We start from the raw sequence: 17569 nt of genomic DNA on the forward strand, positions 1-17569 counted from the left end.
GCGCGGCGGCCACCTGCGTGGCGGTCTCCGCGCGCAGTTCGGCGAGCTGCCGTTCCACACCGGCCGGGGACAGTTCGGCGTGCAGCGCCTCGGTGAGCGTCTCCACGATCTGGTCGAGCCGGTCCACCGCCTCCCAGGTGCGCGCCACCTGACCGGGCAGGCCGGGGGAGTTGCGGTGGCGCATCCGCGAGTTGCGGGCGGCCCGCTGGCAGGCGCCGTCGTTGTCCCGGCAGTAGCGGAACGGACGGCCCGCGCCGACACGTTGCGGCACGTCGCGTCCGCAGTGGGCACAGGGTCGGATGTCGGTGGCGGGCTCGGCGTCCATCGGGGGCGAAGTCTATCCGGCGGCGTCCGCGCGGGCCGCGCCGTCGAGGGTGTAGCGGCGTTGCAGCAGCACCGCCACCACCATCACGACGGCGGGCAGCAGCCCGAAGCCGTAGCGCAGCGCGTCCAGCGCGGCCGGGGACTGGGTCACGCTCTGCCCGGCGGTCGAGGCCACGAATCCGCCGGCGGCCAGGCACAACGCGTACGCGTAGGGGCCCAGCGCCGCGCCGGTGGCCTCGGTGGCGGTCCACACCCCGGTGTACGTGCCGGCCCGCTCGGTGCCGCCGGCCGCGCGGATCACGTCGGGCAGCATCGAGAACGGCAGCAGCTGCATGCCGGCGAACGCCACCCCGAGCACCGCCACGGCGGCCACCAGCACCGGCAGCCCGGCCGGACGGCCGATCGCCAGCACCAGCGACCCGGCGGCGAACGCGGCCTGCCCGGCGAGCAGGGCACGTTGCTTGCCGATCCGCCGCGCCACCGCCAGCCAGCCCGGGGTGACCAGCAGTGCCGGCGCGACGAACGCGGCCACCAGCACCGTGGTGAGGCCGGGGCGGCCCAGCTCGTACTCGGCGTAGTAGGGCACCCCGGCGAGCACCAGGTGGGTGGTGGTGGACATGGCCAGGTACGCGCCGACCAGCCAGCGGAACTGCCGGTCCCGCAGGCTCGCGGCCAGTGCCCGCCACCCGCCCGGGCCGTGCGGCGGGACCGCGTCGGCGGCGGTACGGCGCAACCGGCCGATCCCGGCGACGCCCACCAGCATCGCGGCGAGCATCCCGGCCGCCAGCACCACGCCCATCAGCAGGTACCCGTCCCGGGTGGCGTCGTCGCCACCGGCCAGCAGCGGCGCGAGGAGCCCGGAGACGAGGATGCCGAGGGTCAGCACCACCATCCGGAACGCCATCAGCCGGGTCCGCTCGTGGTAGCCGATCCGCAGGTCCGCCGGGGTCGCCAGGTAGGGCACCTGGTAGGCGGCGAACAGCAGGTTGCCGGCGACGAAGAAGACCGCCACCCAGCCCGCGGCGGCGGCGCCGGTGAGGCCGCCGGGCACCGCGAACAGCGCGGCGAACGCCAGCGGCAGCACGCAGCCGGCCAGCAGCAGCCGGCGCCGGTGTCCCCGGCGGGCCTGCTCGACGTCGCAGCGGTGCCCGATCCACGGGTGCAGCAGCACGTCGGCGATCTTCGGCAGCAGCAGGGTGAGCCCGGCGAGCCACGGCGCGACCGCCAGCACGTCGGTCAGGAAGTAGAGCAGCAGCAGGCCGGGCACGGTGACCCAGACGCCCATGCCGAGCGAGCCGGTGGCGAACCCGACGAGCGGGCCGCGCGGCAGGGTGACCGCGTCGGAGCGCTGATCCAGCCCGGTCATGGCGGTCTCCTGTCCTCGGGGCACGCCTGCCCCAATCCAACGGTTGCTGGATTGTAGGGGGAACAATGGCCGGATGACCACGCCTCGCCGCCGTCCGGGCCGGCCCCGCCGCGACGACCAGCGGCCGACCCGTGACCTGGTGCTCGCCGCCGCCACCGCGTTGTTCGCCGAGCGGGGCTTCGACGCGGTGAGCGTCCGCGACGTCGCCGCCGCCGCGGGCGTGGACGCGGCCACCGTCGCGCACCACACCGGCACCAAGGCGCAGCTCTACGACGCCTGCTTCGCCCGGGTGTTCAGCGCCGAACGGGAGGTGATCGAGGCGGCCGGGGAGCGCGCCCGGGCGGCCCTGGCAGCGGGCCCGCAGGACGCGCTGCGGGCGCTGCACGACCTGGTGGACGTGTTCGTCGACTTCCTGGAGGACCGGCCGGAGACCACCGCGCTGTGGCTGCGCCGCTGGCTGGAGCCGCAGCGGCACGGCGAACTGGACCGCCGCTACGCCGCGCCGCTGTACGGGCTGGTCGAGGAGCTGCTGCTGGCCGCGGCCGAGGCGGGCGCGCTGACCGAGCCGACCCCGCACGTGACGGTGCGGTCCCTGGTCTGGGCGGTGCACGGGCACGTGGTGACGCTGGCCGCCGGGGCCGGGTCCGGCGCGCGGGAGCGGCGCGAGTTCCGGGCGTTCGTGCACCGGTTCCTCGACGCGCTGTACCAGGGCGGCCCGGACGGCACCCGGGCTTGACGCCGGCCCGCGCTCCGGAGATTATCCATCGGTCGTTGGATTAAGGAGGCGGGCATGGCCACACCGAGGGTCGCTGTCGTCGGCGCCGGGGCCGCCGGACTGGCCACGCTCAAGGCGCTCGCCGACGCGGGTGTCCCGGCGGTGGCGTTCGAGGCCGCGGACACGCTCGGCGGCCTCTGGGTGTACGGGTCGCCCGGCTCGCCCGCGTACCGCACGCTGCACCTGAACACCAGCAAGGGGCGTACCGAGTTCGCCGACCACCCGATGCCCGCCGACTGGCCGGACTACCCCGACCACACCCGGATCGCGGGCTACCTCGGCGACTACGCCGACCGGTTCGGGCTGCGCGAGGCGGTACGGCTGCGGCACACAGTCGACCGGGTCACCCGCACCGGAGACGGCTGGCGGGTACGTGCCACCGGGCCGGACGGCCCGGTCGAGGTCGACGTCGAGGCGGTGGTGGTCGCCAACGGGCACAATCGGGTGCCGAAGCGACCCGAGCCGTACCCGGGCGAGTGCACCGCCGAGCAGATGCACAGCCACGACTACCGGGGGCCCGAACAGCTCGCCGGACGCCGGGTGCTCGTGGTCGGCGGCGGCAACTCCGCCATGGACATCGCCGTCGACGCCTCGTACGCCGCCGAACGCACACTGCTGTCGCTGCGCCGGGGCGTGTGGGTGGTGCCGAAGTACCTGCTCGGCCGCCCCTCGGACACGCTCAACGGCGCACTGGCCCGGCGGCTGCCGTGGCGGCTGCGGCAGCGGATCAGCCAGACCATGATCACCACGGCGGTCGGTCCGCCCAGCAGGTACGGGCTGCCCGCACCGGCGCACGGCTTCCTCCAGGACCACCCGACGCTGTCCGACGCGCTGCTGTCCCGGCTGACCCACGGCGACATCCAGGCCCGGCCCGGCATCGCCCGCCTCGACGGCCACCGGGCCGAGTTCACCGACGGCCGCCACGACGAGGTCGACCTGGTGATCTGGTGCACCGGCTACCGGGTCGAGGTGCCGTTCCTCGACCCGGCGCTGCTCGGCGACGGCGCGGACCGGCTGCCGCTGTACCGGCACGTGTTCCACCTGGACGCCCCCGGGCTGGCGTTCGTCGGGCTCATGCAGTCCACCGGCGCGGCGTTCCCCCTGGTCGAGGCGCAGGCCCGGCTGGTGGCCGCGCGCCTGGCCGGCACCTGGGCGCCACCGGATCCGGCCCGCCAGGCCGCCGCCTGCCGCGACGAGCTGCGCGCCGCCACCGCCCGGTGGGGCCAGCGCCGCCCGCACATGCGCGTCGACTTCGACGTCTACCTGGCCGAACTGGGCCGGGAACTGGCCGCCGGTCGGCGTCGCGCCGGAGCGGCCCGATGAGCGGCCGGGACCCGGCCGCCGGGGCGCGGCGGACCGGAACCGGCGCGGTGCGCGGGCTGGCCGGGCGGCGGGTGCTTGTCACCGGCGCCCGGGGCACGTTCGGGCAGCACCTGGGCGCGGCACTGACCGCCGCCGGTGCCCACGTGGTCGGGCTGGACCTGCACGCCGACCCCGACGCCACCCCGCCGGTGCTCGGCGTCGACCTGACCGATCCGGCCGCGACGCCACCGGCCGTGGCGGCGGCCGTCGACCGGCTCGGCGGGCTCGACCTGCTCATCAACAACGCCGGTGTGGGCGGGCCCGCGCCCGCCGAGCTGCCACCTGACGAGGTGGTACGCCGCCAGATCGAGGTGAACCTGCTCGCCGCCTGGCGGACCACAGCCGCCGCGATGCCGGCCCTGGAGGCCGCCCGCGGCCGGGTGATCTTCGTGGCCAGCCGGATGGCAGTCCTGCCGCTGCCGCTGGCCGCCGCGTACGGGGTGAGCAAGCGGGCGCTCGTCGCGTACGCCGACGCGCTGCGCCACGAGGTCGGCACGCACGTCGGCGTCAGCGTCGTCTACCCCAGCATGGTCGCCTCCCCGATCCACGACAGCACTGTGGCGGCCGGGCTGTCGCTGAACGGGGTCTCCCGCCCGGAGCCGGTCGACGGGGTCGTCGCGGCGATCCTGCGCGCCGCCACCGCCCGGCGCGCGCCACGCGACGTGGCCACCACCCGGCGCGGCCGGATCGAACTGGCGCTGGCCCGGCACGCTCCGGCGCTGGCCGACCGGATGGTGCGCCGTACCGTCGCCGGGCGGCTGGCCGCCGGTGACCTGGACGGCGCGACGCTGGCCGAGGGGATGGTCCGGCGGCACCGGCAGGACCGCCGGTAGCGTGCTCGTATGGCCGTCTCGCCCTACATCGCCCGGCTGCGCCGGCACGTCGGCCACGACCTGCTGATGCTGTACGGCGTCAGCGGCGTGGTCACCGACGACGCGGGACGGGTGCTGCTGGCCCGCCGCTGCGACAACGGCCGCTGGTCGGTCCCGGCCGGCACCGTGGACCCGGGTGAGCAGCCCGCCGACGCGCTGGTGCGCGAGGTCCGCGAGGAGACGGGCGTGCGGGTGGCCATCGACCGGCTCGCCGGCGTGGCCACCCACCCGGTGGTCTACCCCAACGGCGACGCCTGCGAATACCTCAACATCTGGTTCCGCTGCCGTGCGGTCGGCGGGGCGCCGACGGCCGACGGCGACGAGTCGCTGGCGGTGGCCTGGTTCGCCCCGGACGCGCTGCCCGACCTGGACGACTGGTCCCGGCTGCGGATCGGCACCGCGCTCACCGACGACGCGCCGCCCTGGTACGCCGCGCCGGGGCAGCGCCACCCGGCGCTGCGCCAGCCCGACAACATCTAGCCGAACACCACCTCGTAAGCCCGGTCCGGAACCAGATCGACCGCGTGACGGCCGCTCGGGCCGTACACGGTCACGCGCTGCGGAACCGGCGACACCAGCCGCGCCCGGACCCGGCCCGGCGCCCAGGTCAGCTCCTCGACGGTGACCCGGCCCCGGCAGGTGATCCCGCGTAGCGTCCCGGCGGGCAGGTCCGGCAGCGGCGCGGGCAGCAACCGCAGCATCCCCGGACGGGACCGCACCAGCGACTCGATCAGCACCGCCGGCAGCGCGTGCGCGGCGTCGGCGTTGTACGTGGTCCGGCCCGGGTTGTGCGCGCTCATCAGCGACCGGAAGAACATGTCCGCGCCGACGATCTCGCGCACGTTCGCCGCTACCAGCCCGCCGTCGCGCAGCCGTGCCGCCGCCAGGGCCCGGTGCAGGCTGCCGTGCGCGGACCGGTCCTCGTCTCCGCGTAAGGTCAGCGCCCGGTGCGCGGCGGCGGCCAGCTCCGGGGTGTCGTCCGGATCGATCTCGTCCAGCGGCCACACCGGATACAGGTGGCTGACGTGCCTGTGGTCCTCGTCGCCGGCACTGCCGGGCCACGCCCACTCGGCCAGTGCGCCGCGCCCGTCGACCAGGTAGCCGGGCGGCCGTACCCCGGCCCACCTGTCGTCGCCGGTCACCTCGGCGGCCAGCCGCAGCGCGTGCCGGGCGGCGGCGACGTCCATGGTGGCGTTGACGGCGACGGGCGCGACGCGGCCGGTGTCGTCGTAGGGGCCGGTCTCCGGCGAGTACGACGGCACCAGCGCCGGCCGGCCGTCCACGACGGTCAGCACGTCGGCGAAGAAGTCCGCCACCTCGGCCAGCCAGCCGGCCACCTCGCCCAGCGGCTCACCGGTGACCAGGTGGTGTTCGTGCAGCGGATGCAGCAGCCAGTCCGCGCCCGCGAGCCACGCGGTGAACGGCCAGTCCGGGTGGACGTGGAACAGGTGCCCGTGCTCGCCGTCGGTGCGGCTGGGCGCCAGCAGCCCGCGTGCCCCGTACACGGCGCGGGCGTTCGCGCGCCAGTGGTCCACCTGGGCGGCGACCAGCCGGGCGTGCGCGGCGCTCACCTCCGGCAACGCGCCCACGTTCGCGCCGGCGAGTTGCAGGTTCAGGTTCGCGTCGGTGGTGAAGTCGCCGGCCCACGCCGCGTCCCAGGAGCCCAGCCACAGCCCGGTCAGCCGGGGCGGCAGCACCCCGCTGGCGCTGAACAGCAGGTACCGGCCGGAGTGGAACAGCCGTTCCAGCAGCGCCGGGTCCAGCCGGTCCGGCGCGGCGGCCTGCCGGGCCAGCAACTCACCGACTGGTAACGCCCGGTCGGCGGCGGGCACGCCGAGGTCCAGGCCGACCCGGGTGTACGGTCCGGCGTGGCGGGGCACGTGCCGGGCCAGCAGTTCGTCGTAGTCCCCGGCCAGCGCGGCGAGTCGCCGTTCCGATCCCCGGGTACGCCAGGGCGGCGCGTCGGGCCGGTCCACGAGCGTGGTGAGCAGCGCCGGTCCGCGTACCCGCACCCGGTCGCCGTCGACGCTCACGTCGCCGCGCAGCAGCGTCAGCCCCTCGAAGCCGTACGCGCCGCCGGCGTCCGGGTAGCGGGCGCGTACCCGCAGGAACACCAGCCCGTCACGGCGGTACGCGGCGTGCTCGTAGACCACGTCGGCCGGCCGGCCGGGCAGTTCACCCGTCGCCCCCACCACGCAGTCGCCCTGGTCGAGGTGCAGCACGGCGACGCCGTCGGCGCGGGAGGCGAAGCAGCGCCGCCGCCCGCCCGACCACTCGACTGTCACCTGCCCGGTGGTGAAGTCGGTGTCGCGCCGGTAGTCGCGTACCGGTCCGGGCACGGCGTCGACGGTGAGCGCGTACCCGGGGTGGAACGACTGGGTCCACTCCAGATCCCGGCCGCCGGTGAGCAGCCGGGCGGCCTCGGCCCGCCGCCCGGCGAGCACGAGCGCGCGGATGTGCGGCATCCGGCCGGCCAGCTCGGGCGCGCGGGCGTGCCGGCTGCCGTTGGGCAGGACGAGCCGGTGGTGGTTGACCACGATCCGTTCCGCGTGCGGCAGCCCGTGGACCATCAGCCCCAGCTCACCGTTTCCGGTGAGGAACGCGTCGGTCCAGTCGGCGGCCGGCGCGGTGTCGTGGATGCCGTGCGCGGTCACCTGCTGGTGTCCCGCACTGTGAGGTGCGGTTCCAGCAGCGTCACCTCCGGCACCGGCTCGCCGCTCAGCCGCCGCATCAGCAACGCCACCGCCTGCCGGCCGACCTCCTCGGCGGGCACCGGTACGCAGGTGAGCCCTGATTGCTCGGCCAGCTCGTCCGGGCAGATCGCGACGACCGAGGTGTCCCCGGGCACCCGGCGGCCCAGCAGGGGCAGCGTGGCGAGCACCGGCCCGACCGCCGACTCGTTCTGCACCACCAGCCCGGTGACGTCCGGATGGTCGGCGAGCAGCGCCTCCAGGTCGCGGCGTACCGCGGCCGGCCCCTCCTCGCAGGGCCGGGTCACCGCGTCGACGCCAAGCCGCTCGGCCGCGGCGCGTACCCCGGCACGGGTGCGGTGGGCGAACCCGGTGCCCCGGTCGTAGACGGCCGCCGGGGCGCCGAGCAGCGCGATCCGCCGGTGCCCGGCGGCGGCCAGGTGTTCCACGCACAGCTCGCCCGCGCGCCGGAAGTCGAGGTCCACGCAGGCCAGCCCGGTGCTGTCGGCGGGATGCCCGATCAGGACGCCGGGTAGCGCCAGCTCGCGCAGCAGCGGCACCCGGGAGTCCTCCAGCTCGACGTCCATCAGCAGCACGCCGTCGACGAGCGCGCTGCCGGCGATCCGGTGCAGCCCGGCCGGTCCCTCGTCGGCGGTGACCAGCAGCACGTCGTGGTCGTGGCGGCGGGCCGTGGTGACCACCGCGGTGGCGAAGCGCATCACCACCGGCACCTGCATGCCGGTACGCAGCGGCAGCACCAGCGCGATCACGTTGGCCTTGCGGCTGGCCAGCGCGCGGGCCCCGGCGTGCGGGTGGTAGCCGAGTGCGCGGACGCTGGCGAGCACCCGGCCGCGGGTGGTGGCCGAGATGGTGCGTTTGCCGCTGAGCACGTACGACACGGTGCTGGCGGCCACCCCGGCGTGGCGGGCCACGTCGGCGATGGTGACCTGCTCACCGGGGCTCCGGCCGGTCACCGGGCCGCCCCGAAGCTGGCCCCCGCCGGTTCGGCTGTCGCGTCGCCGCCGGTCACGGTGAGCGCGCCGACGAGCCGGATGTCGCGCGCGGACCGGCCGACCAGCACCGAGTGGACGGCGTCCTCCACCACCATCGCGGCGCGCGTCTCGTCCCACCAGGCCAGGTCGGCGGTACGCACGCGCAGCGTCACCCGGGTGGCGCAGCCCGGATCCAGCGTGACGCGGGCGAAGTCGCGCAGCTGCCGCAGCGGCTGCTTGACCCGGGAGTGGCGCTGCCGGGTGTAGAGCTGCACGACCTCGGTGCCCGGGCGGCGGCCCGTGTTGGTGACCTCGACGCTCACCTCCACCTCCTCGCCGGCGCGCGCCGTGGCGGTGCTCAACCGGAGGTCAGCGTAGTCGAACTCGGCGTAGCTGAGCCCGTGGCCGAACGGGTACAGCGGGTCGCCCCGGTGGTAGAGGTACGTGGCGTCGGCGCCGATGACGTCGTAGTCGAGCAGGTCGGGCAGTTCGGCGGCGTCGGCGTACCAGGTCTGGGTGAGCCGCCCGCCCGGGTCGGCGGCGCCGAGCAGCACGTCGGCGAGCCCGTTGCCGTGTTCCTGACCGCCGTGGGCGCTCCACAGCACGGCCGGCAGGTGCTCCTGCGCCCAGCCGGCCGCGTACGGGTAGCTGCTGGTCAGCGCCAGCACGGTACGCGGGTTCGCGGCGTGCACCGCCCGCAACAGCTCCGCCTGACCGGTGGGCAGCGCCAGGTCGGCGCGGTCCTCGGTCTCCCGGCCGTTGACCATCGGGTGGTTGCCGAGCACCACCACCGCCACGTCGGCTGCGGCGGCGAGCGCGGCGGCGGCTGCGGCCCCGTCCGCGAGCAGCGTCACCGTGAACGCGGCCGGGTCGCCGGTGGCGACGCTCAGCCGTCCGTGCGGGTCGACGGCGACGTGCCGGCCGGTGGCAAGGTGGTGCAGCAGCGCGGTGCCGTCGGGCCGGTGGTGCAGGCGGAACGTCTCGCGGACCACCCAGCCACCGGGTCCGTCGCGGTCGGCGACGAGCGCCCCGGCGTCGTCGGCGCCGACGTACCGGCCGGTGTCCACGGCGCGCAGCGCCACCACGTCCTGTCCCCAGTCGACCACGTCGAACTCGGCCGCCGTGCCGCCGAGCGTCAGCGCGCCACCCTCGTCGTGGCGTACCGCCCGGTCGCCGGCGTGCAGCGTGATCCGGTCCGTGCCGGGGTGGGTGGTCACCTCGGGCAGGCGCCCGAGCAGCCCGGCGTAGGCGCTGATCGCGTACGGCGGGGTGCCGCTGTACCAGTCGGTGAGCACGGAGTCGGCGAGCGGGCCGAGCACCGCGACCCGGGTGCCGGGGCGCAGCGGCAGCAGGCCGTCGTTGCGCAGCAGCACCACCGACTGGCGGGCGGCCTCGCGGGCGAGTTCCCGGTGGGCGAGGCTGTCGAGCGTGTCGGGCGGCACGTCGTCGTGGGGGTCGGGGTCCAGGTCGCCCAGGCGCAGCCGCACGGACAGGATCCGGCGCACCGCCCGGTCCACGTGGGCGGGCTCGATCAGACCGCGTGCCAGCGCCTCGCCGAGCCGGTCCACTGTGGGGGCGCTGTCCTCGTCGTCCTCGGTGAAGCTGTCGATGCCGGCGCGCAGCGCGGCGGCGAAGCCCGCTACGTGGTCGGGCAGGTACTCCTGCACTCCGGCGATGTTGCCGACGGCTCCGGCGTCGCCGACCACCATGATGTCGTCGTTGGCGTAGCCGCGCAGCTCGCCCTCGATCAGCGGGCTCAGGTGCGCCGGTACGCCGTCGACCAGGTTGTACGACGCCATCACTGCCACCGCCGCGCCGGCGGCGAGGGGGGCGCGGAAGGCGGGCAGCTCGTACTCGTGCAGTACCCGCGGCGGCAGGTCGCTGGAGGTGGTGGCCCGGTCGGTCTCGTTGTTGTAGCCGAGGAAGTGCTTGAGGGTCGGCGCGGTACGCAGCCGGATCGGGTGGTCGCCGCGCAACCCGAGGCCGTACGCGGTGGCGAGCCGGCCGGTCAGCCACGGGTCCTCGGACCAGCCCTCCTCGTTGCGTCCCCAGCGGGGGTCGCGCAGCGGGTTGACCACCGGCGCCCACACGTTGAGCCCGACGCGGTCCGGGTCGGCCCGGTGCTTGACCCGCACCTCGTCGCCGACGGCGGCGCCGACCGCCCGGATGAGGTCCGGGTTCCAGCTCGCGGCCAGGCCGATCGCCTGGGGGAAGACGGTGGCGGTGCCGAGCCACGCGACGCCGTGCAGCGCCTCGGTGCCGGTGCGGAACGGGCGCAGGCCGAGCCGGGGCACCGGCGCCTGCCACTGGTGCAGCAGGCCGAGCTTCTCCGGCAGCGTGAGCCGGGCCAGCAGGTCGTCGAGACGGTGGGGGACGGGGTCGGTCATGGTGGGCGCCTCCGGTCGGCGTACGGGTCGCCGCTCGACCGTCGAAGCGCTTCGACGATCGAGCCGGTGGGACGGCGGCGCGCACGCGAGTCAAGGGTGGTGGTGGCCGGTCGGCGGGGTCGGCCCGGAGCGGTGGTGAAGCGCTTCGACAACCGCCGAAAAACACGCCGCTTCGGGATTGCCCGGTCCCGGAACGCGGCGCTACCGAGGTTGACACCTTCCGGCCGGTGCGGTCAAGAGGTCATCCGGCGGGCAGCCGCCCCGCCTCCACCCCGGCCAGCGCGGCGGTGGCCCCGCCCAGCGCACCCGCAGCGGACCCGAGCGTGCTGGCCTCCAGCCGCACGCCGGGCGGGACCGGTGCGCGGGACGCGATCTCGGCGTGGGCGGCGGGCAGCAGCCACGGCGCGAGCGCCGCCAGGTGGCCGCCGACCACCACCACCTCCGGGTCGAGCAGCCCGGCCAGCACCGACGCCGCCTGCCCGAGCAGCCTGCCGATCTCGGTGAGCCCGGTGCGTACCGGCTCGTCCCCGGCGCGGGCCAGGGCCTGGACACGTTCGATCTCCGGCAGATGGTCGGTGACCCGCCCGGCGTCCGGCAGCAGACGGCCGATCACCGCGTCCACGCCGAGCAGCGCGGTGAGGCAGCCGCGCCGTCCGCAGTCACACGGCGGGCCGTCGGCGGCCAGTGGCAGGTGGCCGATGTCCCCGGCGAAGCCCCGGCCGCCGCGCAACAGCCGGCCGCCGCTGATCAGGCCCGCGCCGATCGCCGGGCCGCCGGTGAGGTGGACCAGGTCGGTCGTGGCGGCGTACGGGCCGTGCCGCCGCTCGGCCAGCACGGCCAGGTTGGCCTCGGTGTCGACGGCGACGGGGAAGCCGGGATCACGCAGCGCGCGGCGGACCGACGCGGCCAGCGGCACGCCGCGCCAGCCCAGCGCCGGGGCGGCCGGCACGTCGCCGTCGGGGTCCACCAGCCCTGGTACGGCGACTGTCAGGCCGAGCACCGTACGGTCCGCCCCGACCCGGGTGACGGCACGCCGGGCCAGCGCGGCGAGCGCCTTCACCGTCTCCTCGGGAGCGGCGGTGGCGGCGGGGAACGCGCGCCGCCAGGTGAGCACCGGGTCGCCACCGAGTCCGGCGGCGACCGCCACCAGTTCGTCCGCGCCCACGCGCAGGCCGAGCCCGACGTAACGCGCGCCGTCGAGGACGAGCATGGTGGCCGGGCGGCCCACCCGGTTCTCGGTCAGCCCGGTCTCGCGCAGCAGGCCGTGCTCGATCAGCTCGGCGACCAGGCTGGAGACGGTCGCCTTGTTCAGGCCGGTCCGCGCGGCCACATCCGCCCGGGAGCAGGGGGCGTGCCGGCGGACGTGCCGGAGCACGGCGGCCCGGTTGGTCACCCGCACGTCGCCGAGGTCGGCCGTCGGCCGGTCGATGCTGATCACGTACTGCCCGCCTCCTGCGCCCGGCCGTGGGTTCGGCTACAGCTTAAACTAAATAGGGGAGATCCCGGCCGGCCGGTCCCCGCCGCCGAACCACTGCGCGAACGGTGTCAGCGGCACCGGTTCGCCGTCGAGCACGACCCGGCGCGGCGGGTCCGTCCCGACCACGCTGACGCGCCGCACGTCCAGCGGCCCCTCCACGCGTACGCGCAGCGTGTCGCCGTCGCGCACGGCGGTGACTGTGGTGTCGCCGTCGGGGTCCCGCACCACGCTCACGCCGTCGACGCCGCCCCAGGCCACGAGCGTGACGTCCCGGAACGGGCCCGTCCCGACCGTCGCGGCGGGCGCCACCACGGGGACCAGCGCGCCGTGCCGCACGTACAGTGGCAGCCGGTCCAGCGGCACGCTCACCCGCAGGTGCCGTCCGCCGGGGTGCTGCTGCCCGGTGTACGCGTCGAGCCAGTCGTCGCCGGCCGGCAGGTAGACGGCGCGCTCGCCGGACGGGTCGAGCACCGGCGCCACCAGCAGGTCGGGCCCGAGGCGGTACTGGAGGTCGGTGGCCCACGCGACAGGGTCGTCCGGGGTGTCGACGAGCAGCGCCCGCATCATCGGACCGCCGGTACGGGCGCTCGCCACCGCGGCCGACCAGAGGTACGGCAGCAGCCGGTAGCGCAACCGCAGCGCGTCCACCGCGTGCCGTTCCGCCTCGGGCGGGAACTCCCACGGCAGCCGGCTGGTGGTGCCGTGCAGCCGCACCAGCGGGGAGAGCGCGCCGAACTGGGTCCAGCGCACGTAGAGGTCCGGCTCGGGGGTGCCGTTGAAGCCGCCGGTGTCGTGGCTCCAGAACGGCACCCCGGACAGCCCGTGGGACAGGCCGCCACGCAGCGTGCTGGCCATACCGGGCCAGGTGGCGTTGACGTCGCCGCTCCACTGCGCGCTGTGCCGCTGCCCGCCCAGGTACGACGAGCGCGCCCACACCGCGCGGTGCCCGGCGACCTCCTCGGTGACATCGGCCACCGCGTCGTTGTACAGCAGCGCGTACACGTTGTGCAGTTCGACGCCGGTCAGGCCGTTGTGTGCCACCGCGTCGGCCGGCACACCCTCGGCGAAGTCGGTCTTGAACACCGCGACGCCCTGGGCCAGCAGGGGCCGCAGCAGCCCCTGGAACCAGCGCACCGCGGCCGGGTTGGTGAGGTCCACGATGGCCCCGGCCGGGTAGCTGCCGTGCCAGGTGTCGGCGACGTACGTCTCGCCGTCGGGGCGGCGCAGGAAGTACCCGGCGGCCTCGGCCTCGGCGTAGAGCGGGCTGCCGGTCATCAGGTACGGGTTCATCCACAGGCACACCCGGAAGCCCTGCTCGGTGAGGTCCTTGAGCATGCCGTCCGGGTCGGGGAAGGCGTCGGCATCCCAGCGCAGGTCCGACCAGTGCCCGGCGACCTGCCAGTAGCAGTCCAGGTGCAGCACGTCGCAGGGGATGTCCCGCTCGCGGAGGCGCCGGGCACGTTTCAGCACCCGCTGCTGGCTGTCCGGGAAGAAGCCGGAGGAGATCCACGCGCCGAACGCCCACCTCGGCGGCAGGTACGGCCGCCCGGTGAGCGTGTCCAGCCGGTCGAGCACCTGGGCCGGGGTGGGCCCGGCCAGCACGTAGTAGTCGAGCAGGTCGTCCGGGACGAGGATCTGCACGGTGCTGTGGGTGCTGGCGCACATGTCGAACTGCACCGGCAGCCCGCTGTCGACCAGGACGCCGTAGCCGCGGTCGGACAGGTAGAAGGGGACGTTCTTGTGCGAGCGGTCGGACTCCCCGCCGAAGGCGTCGAAGTTCCACATCAGCGGGCGCTGGCCGCGCTTGTCCAGCGGCGTGAACTTCTCGCCGAAGCCGACGAACCGTTCGTCGCCGGGCGCGACGAAGCTCTCGTGCCAGGCGACCGGCTCACCGTCGACTGTGGAGCGGCCCAGCGGCAGCGTGCGGCGCCGGCCGCTGATGTCCCGGGTGCCGCCGTCGGAGGCGAGCAGCAGCCGCCCGTCGGGAGTGCGGAACCGCAGTTCCCACGGGTCCAGGCGCAGCTCGGCGACCACGCCGCCGGCGCTCACTCGCACCCGGTCACCGTCGACTGTCACGGTGGCCGGGTGCGGCTGCGGGTGGACCATCGTCAGCGCCGCGGCGGAGCGGCTGCGGACCGAGAGGTCGTCGGCGAGGCGTACCCGGATGATCCCGTCCCCGGCGGCCTCGACGCGCGCGACGAGCGTGCGGCCGGACGTGCAGGTCGCGGTGAGCGTGACGCCATGCGCGTCGGTGGCGGCTACCTCGGCCCGCAGCACGTCGTCGGCGCCCTCCTCGCCGGGGGCGCGGACCGGCAGGTCGGGCGGGTCGGCCACGAACGTCTCGTACGGGACCAGCGGCGGGCGGTACGGCATGGGCGTCTCCTCGCGGCGTCCACGGGCGGTCCCGCCAGTTTCTTTGGAATCCCAACTAACTGTCAATGATCGACGGCATTGACTTTCCGTCGCACCTGTTCCTATTTTGGCCGGGATGCCAACTAAAGCGCTGTGGGGCGACGGCCGGCTCTGCTACGGCGGGGACTGGAACCCGGAGCAGTGGCCGCCCGGGGTGTGGCGCGAGGACGTCGCCCTGATGCGCGCCGCCGGAGTCAACCTGGTCACCGTCGGCGTGTTCGCCTGGTCCCGGCTGGAACCCGAACCCGGCCGCTACACGCTCGGCTGGCTCGACCGCGTGCTGGACCTGCTGCACGCGGGCGGCATCCGGGCCGCGCTTGCCACCCCCACCGCGTCGCCGCCACCGTGGTTCTCGCTGCGCCACCCGGACGCGCTGCCCGTCACCGCCGACGGCGTACGGCTGACCCACGGCAGCCGGGACACCTACTGCGCCGCCGCGCCCGCGTACCGCGACGCGGCCCGGAACATCACCGAGGTGCTGGCCGCGCGCTACGCACACCACCCGGCGCTGGCGCTGTGGCACGCGCACAACGAGTACGGCACCACCTGCCACTGCCCGCACGCCGAGGCGGCGTTCCGCCGCTGGCTCACCACCCGCCACGGCGACCTCGACGCGCTGAACGACGCCTGGGCCACCAGCTTCTGGAGCCAGCACTACTCCGACTGGGCGCAGGTCGGCGCGCCCCGCGCCACCCAGTACCTCGCCAACCCCGGCCAGCTGCTCGACTTCCGCCGCTTCTGGTCCGACACGCTGCTGTCCGCGTACACCGAGCAGCGGGACCTGCTGCGCGCGGCGAACCCGCAGGTGCCGATCACCACCAACTACGTGCTCGGCGACTGGGTGCCTGTCGACCACGCCCGTTGGGCGCGCGAGGTGGACCTGGTCGCCGTCGACCACTACCCGTCGGCGACCGGCAGGGGCGCGGAGGAGCAGACCGCGTTCGCCGCCGACCTGGCCCGCGGCTGGGCCCGCCACGGCGCCGGGAAGCCCGCGCCGTGGCTGCTGATGGAGAGTGCCCCCAACCAGCTCCACACCGCCGGGCGGATGCACACCAAGGAGCCCGGCCGGATGACCCGGCACAGCCTCGCCCACGTCGCGCGCGGCTCCGCCGGGGTGATGTTCTTCCAGTGGCGTGCCCCGGCCGGCGGCGCGGAACGCTTCCACTCCGCCGTGGTGTCGCACGCCGGGGCGGACACCCGCGTGTTCCGGGAGGCCACCGCGCTCGGCGCCGCGCTGGGCCGGCTCACCGGGACCGCGCCGGGCCGCGTCGAGGCGACGGTGGCCATCGGGTACGACGCGGCGAGCGACTGGGCGCTGCGGCACCCGGGGATGCCCCGCGCCGGACTCGACCACTGCGGCGAGGCGGCCGCCGCGCACCGGGCGCTGTGGCACGCGGGCGTCACCGCAGACGTGGTGCCGCCGGGCACCCCGCTCGACGGTTGCCGGCTGCTCGTGCTTCCCGCCCTCTACCTCGCCTCGGACGCCACTGTCGACTGGGTACGCCGGCACGTCGACGCCGGTGGGCACCTGCTGGTGACCTGGCTCAGCGGTGTCGCCGACGAGCACGCCCGGGTACGCCTCGGCGGCTACCCGGGCGCGTACCGGGACCTGCTCGGCGTGCGGGTGGAGGAGTTCCACCCCCTCGCCGACGGGGAGCGGGTGCCGCTGACCGGCGGCGGGACCGGCCGGATCTGGTCCGAGACGGTGCACCCGGCCGGTGCGGAGACGGTCAGCGCGTACGCCGGGGGAGTGCTGGACGGCCGGCCCGCGATCACCCGGCACCGGGTCGGAGACGCGTACGCCTGGTACGTCTCCACCCGCCCCGACGACGACACCTACCGGCGGCTGCTCACCGAGGCGGCCCGGCTCGCCGGTGCCGTCCCCACCTGTCCCGGCGCACCGCCGGGCGTCGAGGCGGTACGCCGCCACGACGGCGACGGAAGCCTGCTCTACCTGCTCAACCACACCGACGAACCGCAGCGGGTGCCGGCAGCGGGGGTCGAGATGCTGACCGGCGAGGCGGTCGGGAGCGCGTTGACTGTGGCACCGGGTGGCGTGGCGGTGGTGCGCGAGGAGCCGTCGTGACGCCGCCCCGGCGGTGTGCGCGCGCGTACCCCCGTCAGGGAGTGGCGACGGCGGCGCGGGAGCGGTCGGCGGCGATCCGCACCGCGAGCGCCGCCAGCACGGTGCCCATCACCCACCGCTGGAGACGCGCCCAGCCCGGCCTGCGGGTGAGGAACGCCGACACCGAGCCCGCACTGAGCACGATGAGCGCGTTCACGGTCAGCGCGACCACGATCTGCGTCAGGCCGAGCAGCAGACTCTGCACCGCCACGTGCCCGCGCGAAGGGTCGACGAACTGCGGCAGCAGCGACACGTACAGGATGGCGATCTTCGGGTTGAGCAGGTTGGTGACCAGGCCCATGGTGAACAGGCGCCGGGGCCGGTCCGGCGGCAACGGCGCCGGGGTGAACGCCGACGTGCCGCCCGGGCGTAGCGTCCGCCAGGCCAGCCACAGCAGGTACGCCGCACCGGCCAGCTTCACCGCCGTGTACAGCGGCGGCACCAGCACGAACACCGTCGCGATGCCGGCCACCGCGGCGGCCAGGTAGACCAGGAACCCGGCGGCCACGCCGAGCAGCGACACCAGCCCGGCCCGCCGCCCCTGCGTCACCGACCGGGACACCAGGTAGACCATGTTCGGCCCGGGCGTGAGCACCAGACCGAGCGCCACCAGGGCGATTCCCATGACCGCGCCGACAGTCACCATGTCGCCTCCCCGTTGCCGCCAGTGAACCGGACCCTACGCCCACCCTCCGACGCCCACCGTCCCGCCCCGTCCCGCCCCGGGCCGGGGGCCGGGAGCCGGGGCCAGGCCGGGGCGATGGCGGGCGCGGGCGTTCGGGGACCG

The 17569-nt window shown here is 75.6% G+C and carries 12 protein-coding genes and 1 pseudogene; 5 read left to right on the top strand and 8 right to left on the bottom strand.

The genetic code is table 11. From position 1 onward, the window contains the following. Both AB0D28_RS18755 and AB0D28_RS18760 read right to left on the bottom strand, forming a co-directional pair. Positions 1-325: pseudogene (locus AB0D28_RS18755) on the bottom strand (hypothetical protein); the annotation flags it as partial. A 12-nt stretch (positions 326-337) separates the two neighbouring features. Next, the gene (locus AB0D28_RS18760; RefSeq protein WP_357387299.1) at positions 338-1690 is read right to left on the bottom strand and encodes an MFS transporter; all 1353 of its coding nucleotides are present in this window, start codon (positions 1688-1690) and stop codon (positions 338-340) included. A 73-nt stretch (positions 1691-1763) separates the two neighbouring features. On the opposite strand from AB0D28_RS18760, the gene AB0D28_RS18765 reads away from it, so the two are divergent. From AB0D28_RS18765 to AB0D28_RS18780, 4 genes are read left to right on the top strand one after another with little or no spacing between them, the layout of a single operon-like run. Then, positions 1764-2426: a TetR/AcrR family transcriptional regulator gene (locus tag AB0D28_RS18765; protein WP_357387301.1), complete on the top strand. Its 663-nt coding sequence runs from the start codon at positions 1764-1766 to the stop codon at positions 2424-2426. 54 nt (positions 2427-2480) lie between these two features. Further along, complete coding sequence (locus AB0D28_RS18770) at positions 2481-3788, top strand: NAD(P)-binding domain-containing protein (RefSeq protein WP_357387303.1); 1308 nt, start codon at positions 2481-2483, stop codon at positions 3786-3788. Continuing rightward, entirely contained in the window at positions 3785-4660 is an 876-nt protein-coding gene (locus tag AB0D28_RS18775; RefSeq protein ID WP_357387305.1) for an SDR family NAD(P)-dependent oxidoreductase, read from the top strand. Before AB0D28_RS18770 ends, AB0D28_RS18775 begins: the two co-directional genes overlap by 4 nt. Positions 4661-4669: 9 nt before the next feature. Next, on the top strand, positions 4670-5179 hold the full coding sequence (locus tag AB0D28_RS18780) for an NUDIX domain-containing protein (RefSeq protein WP_357387307.1): 510 nt from the start codon (positions 4670-4672) through the stop codon (positions 5177-5179). On the opposite strand, the gene AB0D28_RS18785 is transcribed toward AB0D28_RS18780, so the two are convergent. The 5 genes from AB0D28_RS18785 to AB0D28_RS18805 form a co-directional block, all read right to left on the bottom strand. Then, a complete protein-coding gene (locus AB0D28_RS18785) occupies positions 5176-7353 on the bottom strand; it encodes a glycoside hydrolase family 95 protein (RefSeq protein ID WP_357387309.1) in 2178 nt (725 codons plus the stop codon). The genes AB0D28_RS18780 and AB0D28_RS18785 overlap by 4 nt on opposite strands. Further along, positions 7350-8363 (bottom strand): LacI family DNA-binding transcriptional regulator, encoded by a 1014-nt coding sequence (locus tag AB0D28_RS18790; RefSeq protein ID WP_357387311.1) that lies wholly within the window; start codon positions 8361-8363, stop codon positions 7350-7352. Before AB0D28_RS18790 ends, AB0D28_RS18785 begins: the two co-directional genes overlap by 4 nt. After that, positions 8360-10768 (bottom strand): glycoside hydrolase family 3 C-terminal domain-containing protein, encoded by a 2409-nt coding sequence (locus AB0D28_RS18795; protein ID WP_357387313.1) that lies wholly within the window; start codon positions 10766-10768, stop codon positions 8360-8362. Before AB0D28_RS18795 ends, AB0D28_RS18790 begins: the two co-directional genes overlap by 4 nt. Positions 10769-11009: 241 nt before the next feature. Beyond that, the gene (locus tag AB0D28_RS18800) at positions 11010-12206 is read right to left on the bottom strand and encodes an ROK family transcriptional regulator (protein ID WP_357387315.1); all 1197 of its coding nucleotides are present in this window, start codon (positions 12204-12206) and stop codon (positions 11010-11012) included. 48 nt (positions 12207-12254) lie between these two features. Next, positions 12255-14618, bottom strand: coding sequence for a TIM-barrel domain-containing protein (locus AB0D28_RS18805; protein WP_357387317.1), 2364 nt, complete (start codon positions 14616-14618; stop codon positions 12255-12257). A gap of 115 nt (positions 14619-14733) precedes the next feature. On the opposite strand from AB0D28_RS18805, the gene AB0D28_RS18810 reads away from it, so the two are divergent. Next, positions 14734-16743: a beta-galactosidase gene (locus AB0D28_RS18810; protein ID WP_357387319.1), complete on the top strand. Its 2010-nt coding sequence runs from the start codon at positions 14734-14736 to the stop codon at positions 16741-16743. 34 nt (positions 16744-16777) lie between these two features. Here the strand turns inward: AB0D28_RS18810 and AB0D28_RS18815 are convergent, their stop codons facing one another. Next, a complete protein-coding gene (locus AB0D28_RS18815) occupies positions 16778-17428 on the bottom strand; it encodes a LysE family translocator (protein ID WP_357387321.1) in 651 nt (216 codons plus the stop codon). Positions 17429-17569 lie beyond the last annotated feature (141 nt).

Origin of the sequence: Micromonospora sp. NPDC048169 (genome assembly GCF_040652815.1) — a bacterium.
GTDB lineage: Bacteria > Actinomycetota > Actinomycetes > Mycobacteriales > Micromonosporaceae > Micromonospora.